Below are 23,428 nucleotides of genomic sequence, written 5' to 3' on the forward strand. Positions count from 1 at the left end.
GCCAGTACTGCCAGAGCCGATGCTCCCCTGTCATATCCCGAAAATCTCATGGATAACCTCATGGTCATCGAAGTGGTGCTTCACCCCGTTGATTTCCTGATAGTTCTCGTGCCCTTTTCCCGCAACAAGGATGACATCTCCTTTCTTCGCCATCATGGCAGCTGTGCGGATCGCCTCTTTACGGTCGACGATGGTGAGCACTTTCTTTCTTTGGGCGGCGTCGAGGCCTGAGAGCATGTCGTCGATGATCGCCTGCGGATCCTCGTCACGCGGATTGTCACTTGTGAGGATGACCGTGTCGCTCTGCTTGACAGCCTCCTGTGCCATCAGCGGACGCTTGCCCTTGTCACGATGACCGCCGGCTCCGCAGACGGTGATGACGTGCCCGCCCTTGGTGTCGAGTACGTCGTGTATGGCGGCAAGCACATTCGCCAGCGCATCAGGTGTATGCGCATAGTCGACGACGGCTGTGAAGCCCTCCGGCGACTGGATGGGTTCGAGACGGCCGTTGACACTCTTCAGGGTGCTCATGGCAACGAGGATCTCTTCCGGCTGCCTGCCCAGCAGGATCGCCGTCCCATAGACAGCAAGCAGGTTGCTGACATTGAACTTCCCGATGAACTGCACTCCCACTTCTTTCCCCTCGATTTCGAGGTACATTCCCTCGAAGTGGCACTCTAAGATCTTCGCACGGAAGTCGGCCATGCGCTTGATGGAATAGGTTTTGACGGCGGCCCTGGTGTTCTGGACCATGAACAGGCCGTTCTTGTCATCGGCATTGGTGAGAGCAAAGGCGTTCTTCGGCAGTCCGTCAAAAAACATCTTCTTGGCATTCCGGTAGTTCTCGAAGGTCTTGTGGTAATCGAGATGGTCGCGCGTGAGATTGGTGAAGATGCCCCCGGCGAACTCCAGTCCGCTGATGCGCCGCTGGTGGATGGCATGGCTGGAACATTCCATGAAGGCATACTCGCAGCCGGCATCCACCATTCTGGAGAGCAGACAGTTCAGTTCGATGGGGTCGGGCGTGGTGTGGTCGGCAGGAACTTCCTTGTCGTCAATGTAGTTGCAGACGGTGGAAAGCAGACCTGTCTTGTACCCGAATTTGCGGAACATATTATATAATAAGGTGGCGACGGTCGTCTTTCCGTTCGTTCCCGTTACTCCGACGAGCTTCAGCCTGCGTGACGGATTGCCGTAGAACACCGTGGCGACCTTGCCGGCATCCTCCTCGGTGGAGGCGACCTGCACGTAGGTGACCTTCTCGTCCATCACAGCAGGCATGTCCTCGAGCAGGACGGCTACCGCCCCCTGTGCGACGGCTTTGCCGATGAACCGGTGTCCGTCCACCTGTGTTCCCCTCATGGCGACGAACAGATGACCGTCTTCAATCCTGCGGCTGTCAATGTTCACGCCTTTGATTTCAACGTCCGCATTGCCATGGATGGCGATGGGCTTGACGTTCCTGAGTAATTCGCTTAGTTTCATATCTTCGTTCTGTTCTTTCTTGATGTTCTGTACAGTGTCTCCTTCTTTGTCCTGTCCGGGGATCATACCATGCTCCTGCAACCCGTCAACCCAGTCTGAGGGAACATTTCATGCCCCTTGCCAACCTGTCTCCCGATGCAAGGCTCTGTTCTATGACCCTGCCCCTCCCCGTGAGGCTCACCCTGATTCCGTGTTTCTCCATGAGATAGACGGCATCGCGGGCGCCCATGCCACGGACATTGGGGACACGGCCGCCTTTGAGGAAAGTCTCCTTGTGGAAAGTGATCGACTTGCCGTTCTCCGTCGCCGTTCCCCATACAGGGTTGCCGAACGGATAAGCACCGTTCCAGCCGTTGGTGACGTTGAAACCGAGACAGTTCAGCACATAGTCTGTCGCAAGGAGGTTGCCGGTCTTCGCCGAGGGAATCAGAATGGACGAGGAATCGCGTGCATCCGTCACATTCAGCTTCAGGCTCTGCGCCATGATGCCTTCGGCTATGTGATGGAAGACGACACCGCTCATGCCGCCGCCGGAGGCCGGAAGCCCTGTCTTCTGAATACAGACGATGCAGCTGTAACGGGGATTGTCGGCAGGAAAGAACCCTGCGAAGCTGAGCAGGTAGCTGGTGCCGCCGCTCTTGTAGCCCAGCGCGCCCTTCGACATCTGCGCCGTACCCGTCTTTCCAGCAACAAGGAACTTGTCTGAACCGGCCTTCTTGCCGAGCCCTTCCGAGACGACCTCGGTCAGGATGCGGGTAATCTCCTTGATGGTACTCTCCTTGGCGATGTGCTCTTTTACGACCTGCGGCGGATTGTCATAGAGGACTTCTCCGTTCTTGACGATCTGCTTGACGAAGCGCGGACGCATCATCTTTCCGCCGTTGGCGATGGCATTGTAGAACGTGAGGGTGGAGATGGGCGGAATCTGTGTCTCGTAACCGATGCTCATCCAGGGCAGGGCGGTGGCGCTCCAGTTGTCGTACTGCCCGTGGCGGTTCTTGTGGGGCATGCGGATCTTTGCAGGGGAATAGCCCACGATCGGCACATGGAAGTCGGTCGCCAGACCTAAGTCGTAGATTCCCTGGACGAACTTCTCCGGGTTCTTGTGATAATGCAGGTCGATGATGCGGCTGACCCCGATGTTGGAACTGTATTTCAGCGTCCAGGGCAGCGTCAGTGTGCCATAGCCGCCCCGTGTCCAGTTGTGGTCCTTCATGTCACGTCCGTACATGTTCCATACGCCCGGGCCGGTCTCGACCGTATAGGTGGTATCGACGAGACCGTCGTCGAGGATGGTCATGATGGAGGCGGTCTTGAAGACGGATCCCGGCTCCAGCAGGTCGCTTACGGCATGGTTCTTCACCTCCCGGTATTTGCCGTCACTGCATTTGTCCATGTTGACAATGGCCTTGATGTCTCCCGTGGCCACCTCCATGACGATGGCGACGCCGACATTTCCGTTTACATTGGGCTCCCGCAGCTCGTCAAGCAGGGCACGCTCGGCCAGATCCTGCATACTGACGTCGATCGTCGTCACGATGTCGGCACCGTCGACCGGAGGCGTGTCGGTGATGTTCAGATACTTGTTGCGTACCTTGCGGCGGTGGATGATGCCGTTCGTACCGCGGAGGATAGAGTCGTAGGACAGTTCCAGTCCGCAGCGTGCCGTGTCCTTCGCACCGAACATATCGCCTACCGTACGCTGGGCCAGCGAGCCGAAGGGACGGCGGCGGGCATTGAACTCATCCCAGTGGAAACCGCTCTGGTACTTGGACAGGTGGAATATCGGCAGGTTCTGTATTTCCTTGAAGGTGTTATAGTCGATGCGCTCATCCCAGACGGGCCAGTGCTTGCTCATCTTGTGGAAACCTTCCATGAGGCGCTGCTTGAAGTAAGCCGGCGACTTCTCGGGGAAGATGTTGTTCAGTCCCTTGCTGATGTAATTGATGCTGTCGACAAAGGCCGTATCGTTGCCCGCCTCCTTGAGGGCATTGAAATCCATGTACACCTTGAACTCGGGCAGCGAACTGGCCATGAGCTGTCCGTCACAGCTGAGGATGTTGCCCCGGGTAGGCTTCACCGTCACGCTGTCTTTCTTCTGCGAGGCGGCCACCTCCATCCAATAGGATCTGCCGGCGGTCATGGTGTAGACGGTCTTGCCTATCACTGCGACTGCGACGAGTGACATAACGATGGCTATGGCACTGTAACGGGGCATGATTTTGCTATTATTGAACTTGCTCATATTTTATTTCTCGGGAACGTTTATTATATAAGGTGGACGGTCGGACATCTTCAGCACGCTGTCTTTCCTGTTCTTCAGCAATTCCAGGATGTGGCTCTCCCGTGTCTTCTCCGTAAGCTGGCTGCTGCTTGACAGCGCACGGTATTTGGCATCTTCCAGCTCGGTATTGAGCCTGTCGATTTCTATCAGATACTTCTGTACGCTGTACCGGTTGGATATGTAGACAATCACAAACAGGACGATTGTGATGATCAGCCAGATATTGTTGCGGAACAGCCGTGCGGAAAGGATGTCGCCGCCCAAGATCTTCCTCAGCGTGAAATTCGACGACTGCGGCTGTTCGTCTTCGCGGGCCTGTTCGGCAATGGCGGCTTTCAGTTCCCTTACTTCTTCCTCTTCCTCTTTTCTCTTCTCTTCTTCTTTCTGTTTCTTTTCCTCTTCCTTTTTCTTTCTCCGGCCTGCGGATCCGGTCTGTGGCCGACCATCTTCCTCACTGAAAGAAGCCTGCAGGACCTCTTCCGTCATATCCGTTTCCATGAGTGGCTCTGTGACGCTTATGTGCTCGCCGGCGGCTGTCGGCTGTCCTTCCGGGAGGGGACGCGCCGTTACATCCGGTTCTTTCTTGTCGTTCTCGTCATTCATTTGCTTTCTTTTCTGCAATTCTAAGTTTTGCACTTCGGCTCCGTGGGTTGCGTTCCTGTTCATCGTCAGTGGCAGTGATAACCTTGTTGTTGACCAGCCGGAAAGGGGTCTCAATGCGTCCGAAGAAGTCCTGCTTCACCTTTCCTTCAATGTTGCCGGACTTCATGATATTCTTTACCATCCGGTCCTCCAGTGAGTGGTAAGTGATGACGGACAGCCGCCCTCCGGGCTTCAGCAGTTCGGTGGCGGCCAGCAGCATCTCCCGGAGGGCATCCATCTCGTGGTTCACTTCGATGCGGAGAGCCTGGAACATCCTTGCCAGGTCTTTCTTCTCACGTGCCCGTGGAAAGAACGGCTCTGCGGCGGCGAGCAGGTCGTGTGTCGTCTTGAACGGCTGCTGCCCCCGCGCCTTGACGATGGCGGCGGCGATGCGGCGCGACTGTTTCAGCTCTCCGTAGAGATAGAATATGTCCGCCAGCCGCCCCTCGTCGTATTCGTTGAGGATGTCGGCAGCCGTCTGTCCTGCCCGCTTGTTCATTCTCATGTCGAGCGGAGCCTCAAAGCGGAAGGAGAAGCCCCGTGTCTCGTCGTCGAAGTGATGACTGCTGACTCCGAGGTCGGCAAGCAGCCCGTCTATCTTGTCTACGCCGTAATAACGCATCCAGTTCTTGAGATACCTGAAATTGGAGCGGACGAACGTAAAGCGGGAGACCTGCTCGCCGCTTAGCCCCATCCTGCCGGTATTCTGTTCGGCATCGGCATCCTGGTCGAAACTGTACAGGTGGCTGCCGCCGTCAAGCCGTGACAGGATCTCCCGGCTGTGCCCACCGCCTCCGAAGGTGACATCCACATAGATGCCCCCCCGGTGCAGGTTCAGTCCCTCTATGCTTTCGTCGAGGAGTACCGGTACGTGATAAGCCTCTGCTGTTCTGATCATGCGGCGGGTTCGTTTGTGGTGTCTGGGCGGCCGTCCGGCAGGTGGCTGCCGGAGAAGGGAAAGCCGTCTGCTCCCATGGCCTCCTCCATGGCTTTGCTGAACTCTTCAGCCGGCATGAACGGCGTGCTGTCTTCGCTGTTCGACCAGATTTCAATGCAATCGTCCATTCCCGTGAACCGGACCTGCTGGTCGATGTTCGCCAGTTTCAGGTAGCGTTTCGGTATGAGGAACCGCCCGTTGCCGTCCAGCGTAATCATTTCCACGTCGGTCACATACTGGCGGTAAATCATCTGGTCGCGCCGGTTCCAGCGGCTCAGCCGCCTGCGGAGCGTGTCCATGCGCTCGTTCCATACCGACTCGGGATAAAGCACGAGACAAGGTTCGAAGATGTCTTTGCGCAGGACGAGCGAATCCTCGCCCGATGCGTTCAGCACCTTGCGGAAGACCGCAGGCAGGAAAGCCCTGCCCTTTGCATCTGTTTTTGCCTCGATATTTCCCAAGAACCTCATACGTACTTCTCTGTAAAACACTAACAGGCTTCAAAGTTACACATTTTTCCCCACATACCCCCACCGTTCCCCACATACTTTTAGGAGTGCTCTCCTTTTTTGTGAAAATTAACGGTTCATTTCCCAAGTCATGCTTCTTTAAAGCAGCTGCTACTTGCTTTTTTTCCGTTCAGATACATATTTTTCAGCAAAAAGGAGGGCTATTCCAAATCGTTTCGTTATTTTTGCAGATTATTAGAAGACTTTTGAGAAGATGGGCGGCGAAGCGGAAAAGACCATAGACATCGACAGGATTCTGGAAGACAAGATGGGTGCGAAGGCGAAATTCGTACCCCGCTTTGCCGTGAACTGGCTGAAGCACATCATCCACGAGGACGAGGTGAACCTGTTTCTGTGGGAGAACCGCAGACTGTCGGGCACGGAATGGCTGGAAGCCTGCGTACGCTACCTGGACATGACACTGCAGCTGGAAGGGCTGGAGAACCTCCCTGACAAGGATGACGGCAGGCTTTACACCTTCGTCTCCAACCATCCGCTCGGCGGACAGGACGGGGTTGCGCTCGGCTCCATCATCGGCAGGCATTACGACGGCAAGTTCCGCTATCTTGTCAACGACCTGCTGCTGAATCTTCCGGGGCTGAAACCGGTGTGCATCGGCATCAACAAGACTGGGAAGCAGAGCCGCGATTTCCCACGCATGGTGGAGGCAGGCTTCCGGAGCGACAACCACATGCTGATGTTTCCTGCCGGACTGAACAGCCGGAAAATCAACGGACGGATTCACGACATAGCATGGAAAAAGACGTTCATCACCAAGAGCGTGGAGTATCATCGGGACGTGGTGCCGATCTTCTTCGGAGGAGGTAACTCCGAACGGTTCTACCGCATCGCGCATTTCAGCGACCGGTATGTCCGGAAAATCAATATCGCCATGCTCTTCCTTGTCGATGAAATGTACAGGAACGTTGGGAAAACATTCCGGGTCGTGATCGGAAAACCCATTCCCTGGCAGACTTTCGACAGAAGCCGGACGCCGATGGAATGGGCGAAATTCGTCGAGGACAAGGTGTACGAAATGGCAGGTTCCGGTGCGGGGAAATAGACTCCGCACACTGGAGGAGGACGGACGGAAGCGACAGAGAAAGCATAAAGAACAGATAGAGAATATGGAAGAAGAAATCATCCAACCCATCAGTAAGGAGCTGCTCAAGAAGGAACTGACTCCTGAAAGGATGCTCCGTATGACCAACAAGAGCCATAACGAGATTTACGTAGTGACGGCAAAGAACGCTCCCGACGTGATGAAGGAAATCGGCCGGCTGCGTGAGATCGCGTTCCGCACGGCAGGGGGCGGTACGGGCAAGGCGATGGATATCGATGAGTTCGACACGATGGAAAACTGCTGCCGGCAGCTGATTGTATGGAATCCGGAAGCGGAAGAAATCATCGGAGGCTACCGTTACATTTTCGGAAGCGACTGGGAAACCGGACCGGACGGGCAGCCTGTGCTGGCGACGAGCCACATGTTCCGTTTCTCTGACAGGTTCATGAAGGAATATGCTCCCTACACGGTCGAGCTGGGACGCTCGTTCGTCTCGTTGGAATATCAGAACGTGAGGCGGAACTCGAAGAGCATCTTCGCGCTCGACAACCTCTGGGACGGTCTCGGCGCACTGACGGTCCTGAATCCTGACTGTAAGTATTTCTTTGGAAAGATGACGATGTACCCGTCTTATATCCGTCGTGGAAGAGACATGATCCTTTATTTCCTGAAGAAGTATTTTGATGACAAGGACAACCTCATTCTACCGATCAAACCGCTGAAAATCGACACTCCCGAAGCGGAACTGGACGCACTGTTCAAAGGCAGGGACTTCAAGGAAGACTACAAGATACTGAACCGTGAAATCCGTGAGCTGGGGTACAACATCCCGCCTCTGGTCAACGCTTACATGAATCTCTCGCCGACGATGAAGCTCTTTGGCACAGCCATCAATTATGGTTTCGGCGATGTGGAGGAGACAGGCATCCTCATTGCCGTCGATGAAATCTTTGAGGAGAAGCGCATCCGGCACATCGAGAGTTTCGTCGCCGAGCATCCTGAGGCACTGAACTTTACCAGCGGAGCCAACAACGTCATCTACAAGGAAAAACAATAGCGGCAGACGGCGCAGGCCGTCAGCAGGCTTTGAGGAAATCGGAAAGGGCAGACTGATCCATTGCGGATGGATGGGTCTGCCCTTTTCCCGGTTGTGCGGTGAGGGTACAGCATACCGTCTGTTGCCGGAAAAGGGAAACGTGCAGAGGGAGGCGTTATGCTGCCCATAAGCGTGATGGTAAATGTTTCTTTTGCAGAGGAAAGGGGATTATACGGTCCAATACCAGCATAACTTATTGAGGGGGAAAGGGAGACTTGCCTTTCAAAGACAATGCGCCACCTCCCGTTGAAGGGGAATGACGCACCCGGGGGCATGCCCCCACGTTTCACCGGACAGTCCTCTCTCTACATTTTCTTCGCCGCATACTCCCCCATCTCCTTGTAACCGGCCGGATTGGGATGCAGCCAGTCGCCGATATGCCATTCACGCCGCAACTGATCCGGGGCGGAAGGGTCACGCATGAGGGCATCAAAATCGATGAAACCGTCGATTTCACGTGTTGTTCTGATCCATTCATTCACCGTTTTCCGTGCTTTCTCACGTGCTTCCGTAAAATAGACTTTACAGCCTCTGAACGGTGTTATCGTCCCCATGTAGACTTTCAGCCCGCGCAGACGAGCCTTTCTTGCCATCTGGCGGTAGGCCTCTATCAGCTGGCGTGCCGTCTCATCGGGATTCATCGATGTGCCGATGTCGTTGATCGCCTCGAAGATGACGACTGCACGAAGTCCCCGCTGTCCCAGTATGTCCCGGTCGAACCGATCCTTTCCGGGCTGCCCCAATCCCACGGAGAGGATGCGGTTGTTGCCGATTCCGAGGTTCAGAATTCCCGTTCTGGCAGCTTTGGAACTATTGGAAGCAGCATCGCCATTCAATGCAGCTGAAAGGAAGTCGGGCCAGCGGTTCTGCGCATTGGTGGTGCTCCCCTTGCCGTCCGTGATGCTGTTGCCAAGGATGGCTATGCTGGAGGCCGTGGCATCCAGTACATCGAGGGCAGTGATATTGAACCAATGGTCTTCCTTGAAAGCAGTCGAAAAGTCGGTATGGGCATTCGTCACACCTCTCAGTACATAGGAGGTGGTACGCGACCCCATATGGACGGTAGGCTCTTTCGGAGCTTTAAGGTAGTTGACCGTGATGGCGACACGTTCCAAGGGATGCAGGGCAAACTTCAACGCATCCGAGAAGACCGCCTTCCCGGCAGGAACCGTCACTCGCCGCTTCTTGCCGAACAGGAGGTACTTTGCCGAATGTTGCCGGATGACAGATCCGACTCCAGCCCTTGCGATATAGACGCTCGTGATTTCAAGCGGTTCCGAAGAAAGCTCGTTGCTCAGCTGCAGACGGATGACACTGCCGCCGATACTGACTTTCACGATCTGTCGTACTGACCGGTCGCTCATCTGGTTGTTGTAAGGCATGAATGTCTTGTCGACAGTCTGCGGAGCACAGGCCCATGTCCCCACCCAGCACGGTTGCTGTGCATGGACGGACAGGCCGATAATCAAAAACAGTAGCTGTAAAAGTCTCTTTGTCATATAAATCATTAAATAGGGCTAAGGCCTCCCTAAACCCCTCCAAAGGAGGGGATGTGGCAGGCGAGGATGGACATAAGCGAGGATAAGCGGGAATGGCATAAGCGATGATAAGCGATGATAAACGTGGATAAACGAAGATAGGGATAAGCGGAGATAAGCGAGCATAACCAGGGATGGGCGAAGATAAGCGAGCATAAGCAGGGATAGGCGAAGATGGGCAATCAGCGAGGATAAACGAGGATAGGCTGTGATGTAAAACAGCTAAGCATTCCCTCACCGCTGACCACTCCCCTCTCCATTCGGAGAGGGGCCGGGGGTGAGGCTTCTTATCTCTTCTCTCATATACTCCCTGAACCCGTCACCCTCTACGATTTCAATATCCTTGAACAGGCCAAGGACAAACCGTCCCAGTCCCCGATAGTCACAGACCTCTATGTCCAGCAGCCAGGTATCGTCGCCGTCAGGCGTCACAAGATATTCCCCCTGCGGATACTCCTCTATGAAAAGATTGTGCGACAACTGTCCCAGCCGAAGCTTCACCCGATGGCGGTCCTCGCCGCAGAACATGAATATATCGGTAAACACCTGACGGTGCTGGTCCTCATGCAGCCATGGGACATCCACCTCTTCCACCCTCTCCATCCGGGAGAGCTTGAAGGTCTTGTTCTCATGGGACAGCAGTTCGTAGCACCGCACATCCTGATCATCATGCAGCAGGAGGAAAGGTTCGACGATACGGTCCTTCACGGTATGGCTGTGCGGACTGGAATAGCCGACCAGGCGCACCATCCGCTTATGTTCCATGGCTTTCCTGAGAACTTTCAGCTTGCTGTCCACCTGCCGCCGGATGGGAGAGTGGGTAGACACGGAAAGGGCATAGGCACTCTCTATCTTCCGCCGCAGCCGGTTCACCATCATGCTGTTGTCGCCAGCCATCGTCAGCAGGCTATGAATCGTCCTGACATCATTGTCCGTGAACTGGATGGCCTGCAGCAGCTGGGTGAAGAAGGGCGAACGGCGGTCGATATGATAAAACCCCTCATGCTTGAAGACGATGAAGCCGGCATGCTTGATGAAGTCAAGCAGATAATAGAAGTTCCTCCGTGACAGTTCCATCCTCTCGCACAGTTCGTCCACCGTATAGTTGCGACCGTCCGACAAGAGTATCAACAGCCCTAACTGCTTCTTTAGTTTGTCAAATCTCATAAATAACACTTATCCTGTATAGTACTAAACGCACAGGAAGGCCATTAATTGTCTTAGCATGAAGAAACTCTCTGTACAGGCATATAGCCTGTACAGAGAGTCAATATCATTCGTCTTCAAACCTTACTTGTTCAAGACCAGAACCTCCTTCATTGGGCCGAAAGAGCCTGCAGCAACCGTGAAATTGAAATTGAAAGTGAACGTCTTTGTCCCTTCGTCATAAGTACTTCCCTGGTCTGTTACACTGATCATTCCATACTTCGAATGAGTAACCCCCGTCTCCATGGAAGAAGGATAGACTGTCACCTTACTTCCGTTCGGGCTGAAAGAGAAGCCATGTCCCTGTTTCCACAGATCCTTGATACGGTAGCGATTGCCCACTTCTGAATACTCGACATTGACGGTACCGATATTGCCGAACATTTCCGAGGTATATGTTCCTGTACCAAAAGCCTTGTAGTCAAGCCCCTCGAAGTCGATACTCTGCGAAGTCTTCGTGCCACCATTCACCGCAACAACGGTTATGGAATAAAGCCCGTGCAGATCCGTAACATAGACATCCTTGTAATCAGAAGGCTTCACGTCAACTTTCTTTCCATTGGAAACGACATAGTCGGCATATTCACCTTCTGTCATCTTACGTGCTTCCTTAGCCGACTTCAGTTCAGCCAGATAATATACTTCACTGACAGCAGCATTGGTCGCTACACGGAAGAGACAGTCGTTATCGGCATTGTACCCATCTCCGACTTTGTATTGATAAACCGTTCCAACGGGTGTGCCGTCATTGCCCGGCTCCGTGCCATACTCTTCCTTACAGCCCGTAAAAACAACGGCGGCAAGGGTAAGTAACAGTAAACTCTTAATGTATTTCTTCATAATCTTTTGCTTTTATATTCGTCAATTGCTTAGAAAACATACGGATCAGAGTCGGCGGCAGGCTGAACCGGATCAGGATTACGAGTCATACCTCCATTGTTGTCAGACTCTGTTCCCACGAATGCCCAGACCATCCAGTTAGGCAGTTCCTTCGTATTCCAGCGCGCATTTTCAAGATGATTGGTTCCAGCATAACTGCGGATAATGCCCTTGTTCAGACGTTTGATATCAAAAGTAGCAAAACCTTCACCCCAGAGCTCTACACGGCGCTGCCACCAGACTTCGTTCTGGAAAAGAGACGTACTGACATTGTAATAAGCATCTGTATGCTTGCCATACACATACTGCGGGTCTCGCGTCTTGGCAAATGCTTCCAACAACGCCTTACCACGTGCTTCATCCTGCATCCCTGCGGCTTCAGCCTCGATAAGCTTCATTTCCTCAACACGCATCAAAGGGACTGATACACACCAGGCATCGTACTTGACATCAGCTTTCCCCGCTGCATTGCGGAACTTCAAAGACAAACCGCCAAGACCGTATTTGGAGTATTCCATCCCTGACTTGTAGACGCGCTCGGGATAATTAGAGTAGTCTCCCAGCTTGTTGATGGCAGCCGCTTTGCTCATGCCGTCCAAAGAGAAGTCCACCCAGCACTTGCGACGGAAATCCGTACTGGGAATCGTAGAATAGAGATGACGGTCAATCACCATCACACCACCGTATGAAGAGGCATATCCGCCGTCGAATCCGCCTTCCATCATCATTACAGATCCCCAGGAGTCGTCACCGTCATTATCTTTGATATTGGGGTCGGTAGGAAGGAACTGTGTAGCGAACATCCAGGAACTGTTAGGTTTGTTGAAACCATTGTCACGGCTCAAAAACTCGCTTTCACTCATCATCGTGTAGCCCTGCTGTGCCAGCTTGGCATACTTCTCGGCATTCGCCCAGTCCTGCTTCTCAAGATAGGTACGTGCCTTGAGGCCGTAAACGACACTGATATCAGGAGTATACTTGTCCGATCTCTTATAGTTCGCAAGATACTTCTCTGCTGCGTCAAGATCCTTCAGAATGAAATCGAAAGCTTCCTCCCAAGTCATACGCTCACTATGAGTAGCCTCCTGCAATGTACGCAACTCATCAGCCTTAATCGTTGTCAAGGCTTTCGGATCAACCGAATAAGGTTTTGCCGCATACATACGTACCAAGTCCAGATAGAACATGGCGCGCATCGCATAAGCAATACCTGTACCAGTCTTTTTTGCGTTTTCGGGTTCTTTATATCCCGAAGCACCGGCACTTTTAATGGCGTTGTTACAGTCAGTAATCCACGAATAGTAGCAGGTCCATGGGAACTGGGTAACGGCATAACCAGATGCCAGGTACTTGACGTTGTTGTACCAGGCAGTAATATGATTATTGGCACCTGCCGGCACGACATCCTGTCCTTCAACATCACGGGTAAGGAAGAACGCCGTATAGCCGAAATCCCACACGTTGTTTCTCCTGGGAGAATACGTTCTCTTTCCGCTGAGGTTCGTTGTCAGTGCGCTGACCATGTTATCAAAGGCACCCGGAGCTCTCGCCACCTGATCCAGTGAAGCGACATTGCTCTGCGGCTCTACCTCTTCGATACAACCCGTAAGCACAGAAGTGCCTAAAGCCGCCAGGAGTATTGTTGAAAAAATCTTATTCATTGTCATATTCTTTTTGTTAATTAGAAAGAAACCTGCAGACCGCCCATGACTGTACGTACAGGCGCATAGGAATTGACACCCGAGTGAGATGTTCCCTGGAAGCTGAAGCGGGGATCAAGTCCCTTGCGGGCAGACCAGAAGCAAAGGTTCTGTCCTTGTACATAAAGACGGATTTTGCTCAGCATCAACTTACGGACCAGTTTTGTCGGAACGGTATAACCGACCGTAAACGACTGGAAATTGAGGAACCGCGCACTCGTAAGGAAACGCGTGGACTGTGCCGTCAAGTCAGGATCCGTGTACATGAAACGTGGAATATCGGTGGAAGTATTGTTTGGAGTCCAAGACTTCAATATATCCTTGGACAGATTTGATCCGTCTCCCTTTGTCCTGACATTATTCATCAGCGAAGCATAGCCGAAATCATAGATCTTACCGCCGATCTGATAGTCAAATGTAGCATTGAGGTCAAAATCGTAAACTCTCAGTGTCGTGGTGAAGCCGCCATTGGCAGCCGGTAACATCTCATGGGTATAATTCGTAGCCTCACTCCAATCCGTCGTTGTGAAAGAATGCTTCGTTCCCGGCTTGTTACTGTTTGACAGCCTGCCGGCTTTGAACTCCTTGTAGATGTCCTCGTCAACCCAGTAAAGCGGCTGTCCCTTTTCATTCACACCGGCATAATCAGCCATCATTCCATTGTAGAGTGGTTGACCTTCTGCGTACCACATCGGGATATTGAATCCTGCACTGACATCCGCCTGTGAGAATCCGCCATACTGTGCAATCTTGGTAGGGTCGAGCTTCAAAGCCTTTGCACGGTTGTGAGAAATATTCGCCGAAGCACTCCATACAATATTCTTCGTACGGATGATGTCTCCGCCGAGCGTAAACTCGACACCTGAGTTGCGGATGTCTCCAATGTTACCATAGTAACCCCGTACACCTACACTCTCCGGAACACCCAGCCAGAAAAGCATATCCGTTGTCTTCTTGGTATAGCAGTTGAGCTCACCATTCAAACGATTCTGGAAGAGTGCAAATTCAAGACCGAGGTTGAAGTTGGTAGTCGTCTCCCAGGTAATGTCAGGATTGCCAATGGAAGTGAACGAAGGCAACATCGACTTCTCACCACGTACCAGGCTGTAACGGTCGACATAGTTGAAATCAGGAATACCATCGTTACCCTGCTGTCCGATAGAGACTTTAAACTTCAGATTGTCAACCCACTTGGCATTCAGATCCTGGAAGAACTTTTCTTTGCTGAGAATCCACGCTCCTCCAATGCTCCAGAAGTTACCCCAACGGTTTTTCTTTGCGAAGCGGCTGGAAGCATCACGACGGAAAGAAGCCTGTGCGAAATACTTCTGGTCATAGTTGTAAAGCAAATTGGCAAAATATCCTTCCACATTATAGATGGTACGATAAGAATAGCTGTCATAACGATCTGCAAACGCATTGATTTCCTTGATATCCGGCGAGAAGCCACCACGAGCCAATGCTTCCAGATAGTTATAATTAGACTTGTACCACTCATGTCCTACCATCAGCTGGACATCATGCAGGCCAAAGGCCTTATGCCCCGTCAACGTCTGGACATAGTTCCAACGATAGCTGACCCCGGCATCCTTATTAATGCGCCCCTTGTCCGCAGCTGCACTGCCGATAAAAGGATTCTCATAGAAAGAATAACGCGTCAGTAAAAGGGTGATGGAGTTCATCGAATTGAACTTCAGCCACGGAGTCAGCGTAACATCAAAGTTGAACTGTCCCTGCAACTGATCGAGTATGGTATTCTGCTTGTTGTACCTGTTCGCGCCCAGCGGGTTACCTGTACTGAGGAAAGGCCGGGTCCCGATGCCCGGATAGTTTGTTGCCGGCACACCGAAGTCATATTTCGGGTGACCGTATTGATCTGTAGCAATCACCGGATTACCGTTTGCATCCAGTGTACGGACGTAGACAGGATAGATAGGAGCAATATACTGAGTGAAATAACCCAGGTTAGCCGCATCGGTCTTGGTATCGCTCAGATTAGGATTCGACTCACGGTCAGAATGCACATATCCGGCATTTGCCAAGAGGTGCAGCCAGTTGGTAGCCTGATAGTCCGCCTTCAACCGAGCCGTAAACCGCTCATATCCGGAGTTCTCCAGTACACCTTTCTCTTTCAGGTAACCTACACTCGAGTAATAGCTCATCTTGGAATCACCACCACTTACATTGATGTTATACTCCTGACGGAATCCATGGCGGTATGCCTCATCCTTCCAGTCATCCGGCTGGAGGTAGTACTTTGTACCATTATATTCGTAAGCGCGTCCGAGGGTCGCCTTCGGATTCAACTTACCATCAAGCCCGATAAGATTCTCACCGGCGGGAAGTGTATATGGATTATACTGCAATCCGAAGCTGCGATTGGTGATCATGTTATCATTCGCCCACTTATTAGCCTGTTCACGTGTCATACCCTGCTTGTAGAAAGCATAGTTGAAGAACTGTGAATAGTAAGCCTCCATGAACTCGCCGGGATCCGTGAACACATCATAGTCCTGAATACTGCGGCTCGTCGCACCCCATTTCATCTCAGCATTGATGTTTGCCTTGCCTTTGCCTTTCTTCGTTGTAATCAGTATGACACCTGCCGCACCGCGTGCACCATAAAGAGCAGCAGAGGAGGCATCCTTCAGAACGGTAACGCTCTCGATGTCGTCCTGCGGAATGTTGCTCAGAGAAGCAGGGTAAGGAGCACCGTCGACGATGATCAACGGATCTGTAGAAGCATAAAGAGAAGCGATACCACGGATATGGATGTTCGCATTTCCAGCACCGGGAGCACCGGATCCGCCTGTCAGCTGCAAGCCCGGGACCGACCCGATGAGCGCATCAGCCACATTGGTAGTAATCTTCTTTTTCAAATCACCGGAATTGACAACGGCTGCAGAACCGGCAAATGAGGCCTTGGACTGCGTACCGAAGGCAACGACCATCACCTCGTCCATCACCTTCCCGTCCGGATCAAGCGTGATTTTCATGTGTGCCTTACCCGTCAGCGTCTGCGTCTTCATGCCGATGTAGGACACTGTAATCTTAGAACCAGCCTTGACAGGCAACGAGAAATGCCCGTCTATGTTCGTCGCGGTTCCCGTCTGCGTCCCTACCACGAGGATAGACGCACCGACTACGGGCTGCCCGTCATCCGAAGAGATTACGGTTCCGCTAATCTCTGTTTGCGCCAGTGCTGTTCCCATACAGAGGAAGAACACGGCTAAAAACATGGTTAGTCTTTTTTTCATAAAATCGCTTTTTTGTTAACAATAAATATACTCTGTTTGTCTCATTGCAACTGGTAAAATTCACAAAACCAATCGTCAGGTTCCGGCAAGAAGGGTATTCTCGTCAGGTTACAAAGCTAACATAGTTTTTTTTAACATCCAAACGAATGTAAACATAAGTTTTGTTTTTTCACATTAATTAAGTGTTCAGCCGTGAAAAAAGACAAGAAACGTCACAGAAAGCAAAATGTTCGCATTCAAAAGTGAACACGAACATTTTATATTGTATGTAATACACATCCGTACAATCTGACAGGTAAATCCACCTGACATCTACCAAATGCCACCATCCGCTTTACAGTCGGAAGGCGGCACACTGAACGGAACATGCACAGAAAGGCGGACGACGGAAGAGGGGGAGGCCGGCGACAGTATCGGGAAGGAGCGCCAACGGTCGCCGTCCTTGCCCGCAGGCCGACCTGCCGCATCCGGCCGTCGGGAATGACATTCCCAACCGTGTGGGAATCGCATTCCCAACGGCCGGGACTCGCATTCCCAGCGGCTGGGAACCGCATTCCCGACGGCTGCCGACCATTCCGGCTGCCGCCGGGTTCTGACAAGAAGTACAGACCTGAAGGACGGCACTCCCGGCAGGAGTTTTTTTTCTCCCTCCGGCATCAGAAGTCGAAAGACAGCTGCGTGTCGCCCAGCAGGTTGTAGCTTTTCCGGTGATAAGGGGTGATACCGTACTCCCGGATCGCCTGCCGGTGCTTCTTCGTGGGATAGCCCATATTCTTCTGCCAGCCGTATTGTGGATATTCTTCTGCCAGTGAGCACATATAATCATCCCGGTAAGTCTTGGCGAGGATGGAAGCCGCCGCTATGGAAAGATATTTACCGTCGCCCTTGACGATGGTGGCAAAGGGCAGCTTCCGGTAGGGAGTGAAGCGGTTGCCGTCCACGATGACTGCCTCCGGCCGTACTTTGAGCTGGTCCAGCGCACGGTGCATGGCGAGGAAAGAAGCATTGAGGATATTGATTCTGTCGATTTCCTCGGGTGTGACGATTCCCACAGCCCAGGCCACGGCATCGTGTTCTATGGTATCACGGAGGGCATAACGCTTTCCGGGGGTCAGCTTCTTGGAGTCGTCCAGCAGGCTGTTCTGGTAACCGGGAGGCAGGATGACCGCTGCTGCATAAACGCTTCCGGCAAGGCAGCCCCTCCCGGCTTCGTCGCAGCCGGCCTCAACAAGATCTTGATAATAATGATTTTTCAGCATAAAGGATAAGAATAAAGGGGGATAGGGGTAGGCGGTGATAGGCGATAATAAGCGGGGATAGGCGGGGATAGGAGATGACAGGCGATGATAGGCGTTTATAGGTTCTCATTAACACTTATCATCGCCTATCACCGCCTGCCCTCTCCTAAAACATTACAGAAACCCGCCTGATGCCGGCTACCAAAGCATCGACCTCCCCGCGGGTGTTGTAGAGACCGAAGGAGGCACGGACAGTACCGAGGACGCCAAGCCGGTCCATCAGCGGCTGGGCACAATGGTGACCCGTGCGGACGGCGATGCCGAGCTGGTCGAGCAGTGTGCCGAGGTCCATGGGATGGATATTGCCGACATTGAAGCTGATGACGGCATCACCGCTGCCGTTACCGTGTCCGTAGATGTGTATGCCCTCAACGGTACGCAGCTGCCGGAGGGCATACCGGGTGAGATCCTGTTCGTGGGAAAGGATATTGTCCATGCCCAGCGAAGAGACATAGTCGAGGGCTTTGGCTAGTCCGTGTGTGGCGACATAGTCAGGAGTGCCGGCCTCGAACTTCAATGGTGGCCGCTCAAAGGTGGTCTTCTCGAAGCTCACGTGTCCGATCATCTCGCCGCCGCCCTGATAAGGCGGCAGCCTGTCGAGCCACGCCTCCTTGCCGTAAAGCACGCCGACGCCCGTCGGGCCGTAGACCTTGTGCCCGCTGAAGGCGAGGAAGTCGCAGCCGAGTTCCTGTACATCGACAGCGAAATGGGGTACGCTCTGCGCACCGTCCACCATGACCGGTACGCCATGCTCATGGGCAACGTGTGTCATCTCCTTGACGGGATTGACCGTTCCGAGGACATTGCTGACATGGGTAATGCTCACAAGCCGTGTGCGCTCTGTAAAGAGCTTCCGGTATGCGTCCAGGTCCAGCACGCCTTCTTCAGTCATCGGGATCACCTTCAGGACAATCCCCCTGCGCTGTGCCTGCAGCTGCCAGGGGACGATGTTGGAGTGGTGTTCCATCGTAGAGACAATCACCTCGTCGCCTTCCTTCATGCAGCCCTCTGTGAAGCTGGAGGCAACGAGGTTCAGGCTCTCCGTCGTCCCACGGGTAAAGATAATCTCATTTGCGGAACGTGCGTTGATGAACTTCCGTACCGTCTCACGTGCAGCCTCATGCAAGTCGGTTGCCTGTTGCGACAGCCAGTGTACACCACGGTGTACGTTGGCATTCACATTGAGGTATTCCTCGCGCATGGCATCCAGTACGCAGAGCGGTTTCTGCGTGGTGGCGCCGTTGTCAAGGTAAACCAGCGGCTTGCCGTAAACCGTGCGGGAGAGAATCGGGAAGGAATCCCGGACTTTGTTGATATCGTACATATTTTCTTGTATTGGACTTGTCTGCCTTATCAGGCAAATCGGGCTTATGGGGCAAAATATCCCCATAAGCCCGATGTCATACTATTTACACATCGTGCAGCCTTCGCACTTGTCCAGCTCGCCCCGGAAGCGTTTCTCTACCAAGTGGTGGAGGCGGTCGCGCAACGGCTCAAGCTCCATCTTGTCGATGACCTCGTTGACGAAGGCGAACTCAAGAAGGAGCTTGGCTTCCTTGCGGTCGATACCGCGCTGCTGCATATAGAAGAGGGCGGCATCATTGAGCTGTCCGACGGTCGAGCCGTGGTTGCACTGTACATCATCCGCATAGATTTCGAGCATCGGCTGCGTGAACATACGGCTTGTCCTGCTGGCGCAGAGGTTACGGTTGTTCTCCTGCGAGAGCGTCTTCTGCGCGCCTTTGCGGACAAGCACACGGCCGGCGAAGGCACCGACGGCATTTCCGTCAAGAACGTATTTGTAGAGTTCGTTGCTCGTGCAGTGGGGCACCTGATGGTCGATGAGCGTGTTGTTGTCCACGTGCTGGCTTTTGTCTGCAACCACACAGCCGTTGCAGAAGCACTCGCTGCCCTCACCCTTGAAGACAAGGTCGAGCATATTGCGAGTCACACCGTTGTGCAGCGTGATGACGTTGTGGCTGACACGGGAGTTGCGCTGCTGCTCTATATAAACGTTGGAAACCCGCGTGTTCTTCGCATGAGTCTCTTCCAGACAGTTCAGTTCCAGACGTGCATTGTCGCCCACGAAAGCCTCGATGACCTGTGTGGCGAGGAAGTTCCGGTTGTCGGCAGCATGGTCGCAGAAGAGGAACTGGGCTTTCGCACCTTCCTCGAGGACAATGAGCACACGGCGGTTGACCATCAGGTCGACATCCGAGCGGAGGATGTTGACCACCTGCACGGTGCGTTCCATCTGTACGTTCTTCGGCACATAGATGAAGAGTCCGTCCTGTGCCAGCATCGTGTTCAGTGCCGTTACGGCATCGGCTTCTGTGTGGGCAATACTGCCATAGTACTTCCGCACCAGTTCCGGATGTTCTGTCGCCATGCGGTTCAGACTGTCGACGATGATGCCGTCGTTGAGCTTTGTCTTCGGCAACGCCTTGGTATAGAACTGGTCGTTGACAATGAAATAAAGGGAAGTGCTGAGGTTGGGAACATCGCACTTGAAAGTCTCGTAGGGATTGACAGGAATCTCAAGGCGGTTGAGATTCAGGCCATAGTCCGGCTCAAAGAGCTTCTGCATATCCGTGTACTTGTAGCGTTCCACTTTCCTGTCAGGGAAGCCAAGCCGGCGGAAGTCCTCGAAAGCCTTGTCGCGCACCTCATTGAGAACGGGTGCAGCATGATCCTTGATCATCTGCTGCGCCTCGTTGTAGAGGTCTATATATTGTTTTTCGCTTTGCATTGTTGTTTCTTTTTAGGCGTTTCAGCCGGCTGGATATAGCGGATAAGACAATCCCCATGACTCACAGGGACACCAGCCGGACTGGACAATCAAGATAAACGGCAGCCTTTCAGTCTCCGGCATCCACCTCTTCCTTGATCCAGTCGTAGCCCCGTTGTTCAATTTCCTTGGCAAGCTCCGGACCTGCCGTCTTGACAATACGACCCTTGTAAAGTACATGGACGACATCCGGTTTGATCATGTCGAGCAGACGTTCATAGTGGGTGATGACGATGGTGGACGTCTCATCAGTATGCATCTTGTTCACCCCTTCCGCTACGATGCGCATGGCGTCAACATCAAGGCCGGAATCGGTCTCGTCGAGGATGCTCAGCTTCGGTTCGAGCATCGCCATCTGGAAGATTTCATTGCGTTTCTTCTCACCACCCGAGAAGCCTTCGTTCACACTGCGGCGGGACAGGTTGGAGTCCATGCCCACCAGCCGGCGTTTCTCCCGCATAAGAGCCATGAACTCGGCCGCCTTCAGCGGTTCGAGTCCCTGATAAGCACGCTTGGCATTGACGGCCGCCTTCATGAAGTTGGTCATGCTCACTCCCGGAATCTCCACCGGATACTGGAAAGAAAGGAAGAGCCCTTCATGAGAACGGTCTTCCGGCTTCATCTCCAAGAGATTCTTTCCATTGAAGACAGCCATGCCGTCGGTCACTTCATAGAGCGGATTACCTGTAAGTACGGCACTGAGCGTTGACTTACCCGAGCCGTTAGGTCCCATGATGGCATGTACCTCACCGTCTTTCACCGTGAGGTTGATGCCCTTTAATATTTCTTTACCTGCAATCGTTGCGTGCAGGTTTCTTACTTCTAACATATTGTTTCTTTTTTATTTACTTTTCAAAATAAGAATGTCAATGATGTCACACACCATATCCGCTAAGAAATCGGAAGTGTGATAGTCGCCGCGGGCCATTCTCTCCGACCTCTCCCGTTCGCGCTGCTCATCGAAAAGCGACGGTGACGTATCGTTGCCACCAAAGAAGGACTTAGGCTTCTTCTTGTAAGGAGGCGGATCCTTTATAAACCCTGAACCCGTTACCGTGTGAAAAAGACGACGGTCATAAGGCATCGGTACAGCGGCGTTACCCATTACCGACCGACAAGTACTTGTCGTATCTCGCTTCACCTGTTCATCTATAAGAAACTTCCGCCATGGCTTCAACTGCCATGACTGGGCCTGGAGCATTGTCGCGAGCAGCAGGCCAGACGTGATGAGAATGACTTTTCGCATATTGTCCGTTCTGTTATATCACCCTACTGTTCCCTCCAATGTCACGGAGAGGAGTTTCTGTGCCTCTACGGCGAACTCCATCGGGAGCTTGTTGAGAACATCCTTCGCATAGCCGTTGACAATCAGCCCGACGGCATCCTCCGTGGGAATGCCGCGCTGGTTGCAGTAGAAGAGCTGGTCTTCACTGATCTTTGATGTTGTCGCTTCATGTTCCACAATGGCCGTATCGTTGTGGATATCCATGTAAGGGAAGGTATGTGCACCGCAGTCTGAACCCAGGAGAAGCGAGTCACAGCTCGAGTAGTTGCGGGCATTCTCTGCATTTGCCGTCGCACGGACCAGCCCGCGGTAAGAGTTCTGGCTGTGTCCGGCAGAGATGCCTTTCGAGATGATGGTGCTCTTGGTGTTCTTGCCGATGTGAATCATCTTCGTACCGGTGTCAGCCTCCTGATAGTTGTTCGTCACGGCGACAGAATAGAACTCGGCCTGTGAGTTGTCGCCCTTCAGCACGCAGGACGGATATTTCCAGGTGATGGCAGAGCCTGTCTCAACCTGTGTCCATGACAGCTTGGAGTTCACGCCACGCAGCTCGCCGCGCTTTGTCACGAGGTTCAAAACGCCTCCCTTTCCGTTCTCATCGCCCGGATACCAGTTCTGGACGGTCGAGTATTTCACTTCGGCATTGTCGTTCACGACGATTTCCACCACTGCTGCATGCAGCTGGTTTTCATCGCGCATCGGAGCCGTACAGCCCTCAAGATAGCTGACATAGGCATCATCGTCGGCTACGATCAGCGTGCGTTCAAACTGCCCCGTGTTGATGGCATTGATGCGGAAGTACGAACTGAGTTCCATCGGACAGCGAACCCCCTTGGGAATATACACGAAGGAGCCGTCGCTGAATACGGCGGAGTTCAGTGCGGCGGAATAGTTGTCTCGATAGGGGACGACGCTTCCGAGGTACTGCCGTACCAGATCGGGATGTTCCTTGACGGCCTCGCCGATAGAGCAGAAGATGATTCCTTTCTCTGCCAGCTGCTTCTTGAAGGTTGTCTTTACAGACACGGAGTCCATGATGGCATCGACTGCCGTGCCGCTCAATGCGAGCCGTTCCTCCAGTGGAATCCCCAGCTTGTCGAAGGTCTTTGCCAGCTCCGGATCCATCTCCTTGTTCTTGGGTTTCTTCGCCAAGGGATCGGCGTAATAGGAGATGTCCTGCAGGTGCAGCTCGGGCAGATGCAGATGACCCCATGTAGGGACGGGCAGCGTCTCCCAGTAGTGGAAAGCCTTCAAACGAAAATCGAGGAGCCACTCCGGCTCCCCTTTCTTCTGCGAAATGAGCCGGACAATCTTCTCGTTCAGTCCTTTCGGGATGACCTCTGTATGTACATCGGTTGTAAAGCCGAACTCGTACTTCTGCTCTGCGACCTTCTTTACAAATTCATTATTCTTGTTTTCATCCATTTGTAATTCAATGCTAATATATATGGTATGGGCAGA

At 53.0% G+C, this 23,428-nt stretch carries 18 protein-coding genes; 2 read left to right on the top strand and 16 right to left on the bottom strand.

Annotated elements, in window-relative coordinates; genetic code table 11:
* Positions 1–30 precede the first annotated feature (30 nt).
* From J4864_RS04370 to mraZ, 5 genes are all read right to left on the bottom strand, one after another.
* Positions 31–1,485, bottom strand: coding sequence for a UDP-N-acetylmuramoyl-L-alanyl-D-glutamate--2,6-diaminopimelate ligase (locus tag J4864_RS04370; RefSeq protein ID WP_211814614.1), 1,455 nt, complete (start codon positions 1,483–1,485; stop codon positions 31–33).
* Between the two features lie 85 nt (positions 1,486–1,570).
* Complete coding sequence (locus tag J4864_RS04375; RefSeq protein ID WP_211813805.1) at positions 1,571–3,730, bottom strand: PASTA domain-containing penicillin-binding protein; 2,160 nt, start codon at positions 3,728–3,730, stop codon at positions 1,571–1,573.
* 3 nt (positions 3,731–3,733) lie between these two features.
* Entirely contained in the window at positions 3,734–4,372 is a 639-nt protein-coding gene (locus J4864_RS04380) for an FtsL-like putative cell division protein (RefSeq protein WP_211813807.1), read from the bottom strand.
* Positions 4,365–5,309 carry a 16S rRNA (cytosine(1402)-N(4))-methyltransferase RsmH gene (rsmH, locus tag J4864_RS04385; RefSeq protein WP_007369002.1) on the bottom strand — a complete coding sequence of 315 codons (945 nt, stop codon included), beginning with the start codon at positions 5,307–5,309 and terminating at the stop codon, positions 4,365–4,367. The genes J4864_RS04380 and rsmH overlap by 8 nt, the downstream gene beginning before the upstream one ends.
* Positions 5,306–5,818: a division/cell wall cluster transcriptional repressor MraZ gene (gene mraZ, locus J4864_RS04390; RefSeq protein ID WP_211813809.1), complete on the bottom strand. Its 513-nt coding sequence runs from the start codon at positions 5,816–5,818 to the stop codon at positions 5,306–5,308. Before mraZ ends, rsmH begins: the two co-directional genes overlap by 4 nt.
* A 253-nt stretch (positions 5,819–6,071) precedes the next feature.
* Between mraZ and J4864_RS04395 the strand changes: the two genes are divergently transcribed.
* Entirely contained in the window at positions 6,072–6,920 is an 849-nt protein-coding gene (locus J4864_RS04395; protein ID WP_211813811.1) for a lyso-glycine lipid O-acyltransferase GlsA, read from the top strand.
* 64 nt (positions 6,921–6,984) lie between these two features.
* Complete coding sequence (locus tag J4864_RS04400; RefSeq protein ID WP_040555117.1) at positions 6,985–7,977, top strand: glycine N(alpha)-acyltransferase GlsB; 993 nt, start codon at positions 6,985–6,987, stop codon at positions 7,975–7,977.
* A 344-nt stretch (positions 7,978–8,321) separates the two neighbouring features.
* Here the strand turns inward: J4864_RS04400 and J4864_RS04405 are convergent, their stop codons facing one another.
* The 11 genes from J4864_RS04405 to sufB form a co-directional block, all read right to left on the bottom strand.
* A complete protein-coding gene (locus tag J4864_RS04405) occupies positions 8,322–9,524 on the bottom strand; it encodes an SGNH/GDSL hydrolase family protein (protein WP_394370995.1) in 1,203 nt (400 codons plus the stop codon).
* Between the two features lie 264 nt (positions 9,525–9,788).
* Positions 9,789–10,721 carry a helix-turn-helix transcriptional regulator gene (locus J4864_RS04410; RefSeq protein ID WP_211813815.1) on the bottom strand — a complete coding sequence of 311 codons (933 nt, stop codon included), beginning with the start codon at positions 10,719–10,721 and terminating at the stop codon, positions 9,789–9,791.
* Positions 10,722–10,844: 123 nt separating this feature from the next.
* A complete protein-coding gene (locus J4864_RS04415) occupies positions 10,845–11,600 on the bottom strand; it encodes a hypothetical protein (protein WP_211813816.1) in 756 nt (251 codons plus the stop codon).
* A 29-nt stretch (positions 11,601–11,629) separates the two neighbouring features.
* Positions 11,630–13,300, bottom strand: a complete 1,671-nt coding sequence (locus tag J4864_RS04420; RefSeq protein ID WP_211813818.1) for a RagB/SusD family nutrient uptake outer membrane protein — start codon at positions 13,298–13,300, stop codon at positions 11,630–11,632.
* Positions 13,301–13,320: 20 nt separating this feature from the next.
* Entirely contained in the window at positions 13,321–16,596 is a 3,276-nt protein-coding gene (locus tag J4864_RS04425) for a SusC/RagA family TonB-linked outer membrane protein (protein ID WP_246479365.1), read from the bottom strand.
* A gap of 656 nt (positions 16,597–17,252) precedes the next feature.
* Positions 17,253–17,855, bottom strand: coding sequence for a ribonuclease HII (locus tag J4864_RS04430; RefSeq protein WP_211813820.1), 603 nt, complete (start codon positions 17,853–17,855; stop codon positions 17,253–17,255).
* 145 nt (positions 17,856–18,000) lie between these two features.
* Positions 18,001–19,218: a cysteine desulfurase gene (locus tag J4864_RS04435; RefSeq protein WP_211813822.1), complete on the bottom strand. Its 1,218-nt coding sequence runs from the start codon at positions 19,216–19,218 to the stop codon at positions 18,001–18,003.
* An 81-nt stretch (positions 19,219–19,299) separates the two neighbouring features.
* The gene (sufD, locus tag J4864_RS04440) at positions 19,300–20,643 is read right to left on the bottom strand and encodes a Fe-S cluster assembly protein SufD (RefSeq protein WP_211813824.1); all 1,344 of its coding nucleotides are present in this window, start codon (positions 20,641–20,643) and stop codon (positions 19,300–19,302) included.
* A gap of 109 nt (positions 20,644–20,752) precedes the next feature.
* A complete protein-coding gene (gene sufC, locus J4864_RS04445; RefSeq protein WP_211813826.1) occupies positions 20,753–21,511 on the bottom strand; it encodes a Fe-S cluster assembly ATPase SufC in 759 nt (252 codons plus the stop codon).
* A 12-nt stretch (positions 21,512–21,523) separates the two neighbouring features.
* Positions 21,524–21,928, bottom strand: coding sequence for a hypothetical protein (locus J4864_RS04450; protein ID WP_211813827.1), 405 nt, complete (start codon positions 21,926–21,928; stop codon positions 21,524–21,526).
* An 18-nt stretch (positions 21,929–21,946) separates the two neighbouring features.
* Positions 21,947–23,392 carry a Fe-S cluster assembly protein SufB gene (gene sufB / locus J4864_RS04455; RefSeq protein ID WP_211813829.1) on the bottom strand — a complete coding sequence of 482 codons (1,446 nt, stop codon included), beginning with the start codon at positions 23,390–23,392 and terminating at the stop codon, positions 21,947–21,949.
* Between the last annotated feature and the right edge of the window lie 36 nt (positions 23,393–23,428).

Origin of the sequence: Prevotella multiformis, assembly GCF_018127985.1 — a bacterium.
GTDB classification, from domain to species: Bacteria; Bacteroidota; Bacteroidia; order Bacteroidales; family Bacteroidaceae; genus Prevotella; species Prevotella multiformis.

What these genes read in the sequence shown, in the direction of transcription:
- J4864_RS04395 (WP_211813811.1), top strand. Translation starts at nt 6,072, where the DNA reads ATGGGCGGCGAAGCGGAAAAGACCATAGACATCGACAGGATTCTGGAA.
- J4864_RS04370 (WP_211814614.1), bottom strand. Translation starts at nt 1,485, where the DNA reads ATGAAACTAAGCGAATTACTCAGGAACGTCAAGCCCATCGCCATCCAT.
- J4864_RS04410 (WP_211813815.1), bottom strand. Translation starts at nt 10,721, where the DNA reads ATGAGATTTGACAAACTAAAGAAGCAGTTAGGGCTGTTGATACTCTTG.
- mraZ (WP_211813809.1), bottom strand. Translation starts at nt 5,818, where the DNA reads ATGAGGTTCTTGGGAAATATCGAGGCAAAAACAGATGCAAAGGGCAGG.
- sufC (WP_211813826.1), bottom strand. Translation starts at nt 21,511, where the DNA reads ATGTTAGAAGTAAGAAACCTGCACGCAACGATTGCAGGTAAAGAAATA.
- J4864_RS04400 (WP_040555117.1), top strand. Translation starts at nt 6,985, where the DNA reads ATGGAAGAAGAAATCATCCAACCCATCAGTAAGGAGCTGCTCAAGAAG.
- J4864_RS04415 (WP_211813816.1), bottom strand. Translation starts at nt 11,600, where the DNA reads ATGAAGAAATACATTAAGAGTTTACTGTTACTTACCCTTGCCGCCGTT.
- J4864_RS04425 (WP_246479365.1), bottom strand. Translation starts at nt 16,596, where the DNA reads ATGAAAAAAAGACTAACCATGTTTTTAGCCGTGTTCTTCCTCTGTATG.
- rsmH (WP_007369002.1), bottom strand. Translation starts at nt 5,309, where the DNA reads ATGATCAGAACAGCAGAGGCTTATCACGTACCGGTACTCCTCGACGAA.
- J4864_RS04405 (WP_394370995.1), bottom strand. Translation starts at nt 9,524, where the DNA reads ATGATTTATATGACAAAGAGACTTTTACAGCTACTGTTTTTGATTATC.
- sufB (WP_211813829.1), bottom strand. Translation starts at nt 23,392, where the DNA reads ATGGATGAAAACAAGAATAATGAATTTGTAAAGAAGGTCGCAGAGCAG.
- J4864_RS04380 (WP_211813807.1), bottom strand. Translation starts at nt 4,372, where the DNA reads ATGAATGACGAGAACGACAAGAAAGAACCGGATGTAACGGCGCGTCCC.
- J4864_RS04375 (WP_211813805.1), bottom strand. Translation starts at nt 3,730, where the DNA reads ATGAGCAAGTTCAATAATAGCAAAATCATGCCCCGTTACAGTGCCATA.
- J4864_RS04430 (WP_211813820.1), bottom strand. Translation starts at nt 17,855, where the DNA reads ATGCTGAAAAATCATTATTATCAAGATCTTGTTGAGGCCGGCTGCGAC.
- sufD (WP_211813824.1), bottom strand. Translation starts at nt 20,643, where the DNA reads ATGCAAAGCGAAAAACAATATATAGACCTCTACAACGAGGCGCAGCAG.
- J4864_RS04450 (WP_211813827.1), bottom strand. Translation starts at nt 21,928, where the DNA reads ATGCGAAAAGTCATTCTCATCACGTCTGGCCTGCTGCTCGCGACAATG.
- J4864_RS04435 (WP_211813822.1), bottom strand. Translation starts at nt 19,218, where the DNA reads ATGTACGATATCAACAAAGTCCGGGATTCCTTCCCGATTCTCTCCCGC.
- J4864_RS04420 (WP_211813818.1), bottom strand. Translation starts at nt 13,300, where the DNA reads ATGAATAAGATTTTTTCAACAATACTCCTGGCGGCTTTAGGCACTTCT.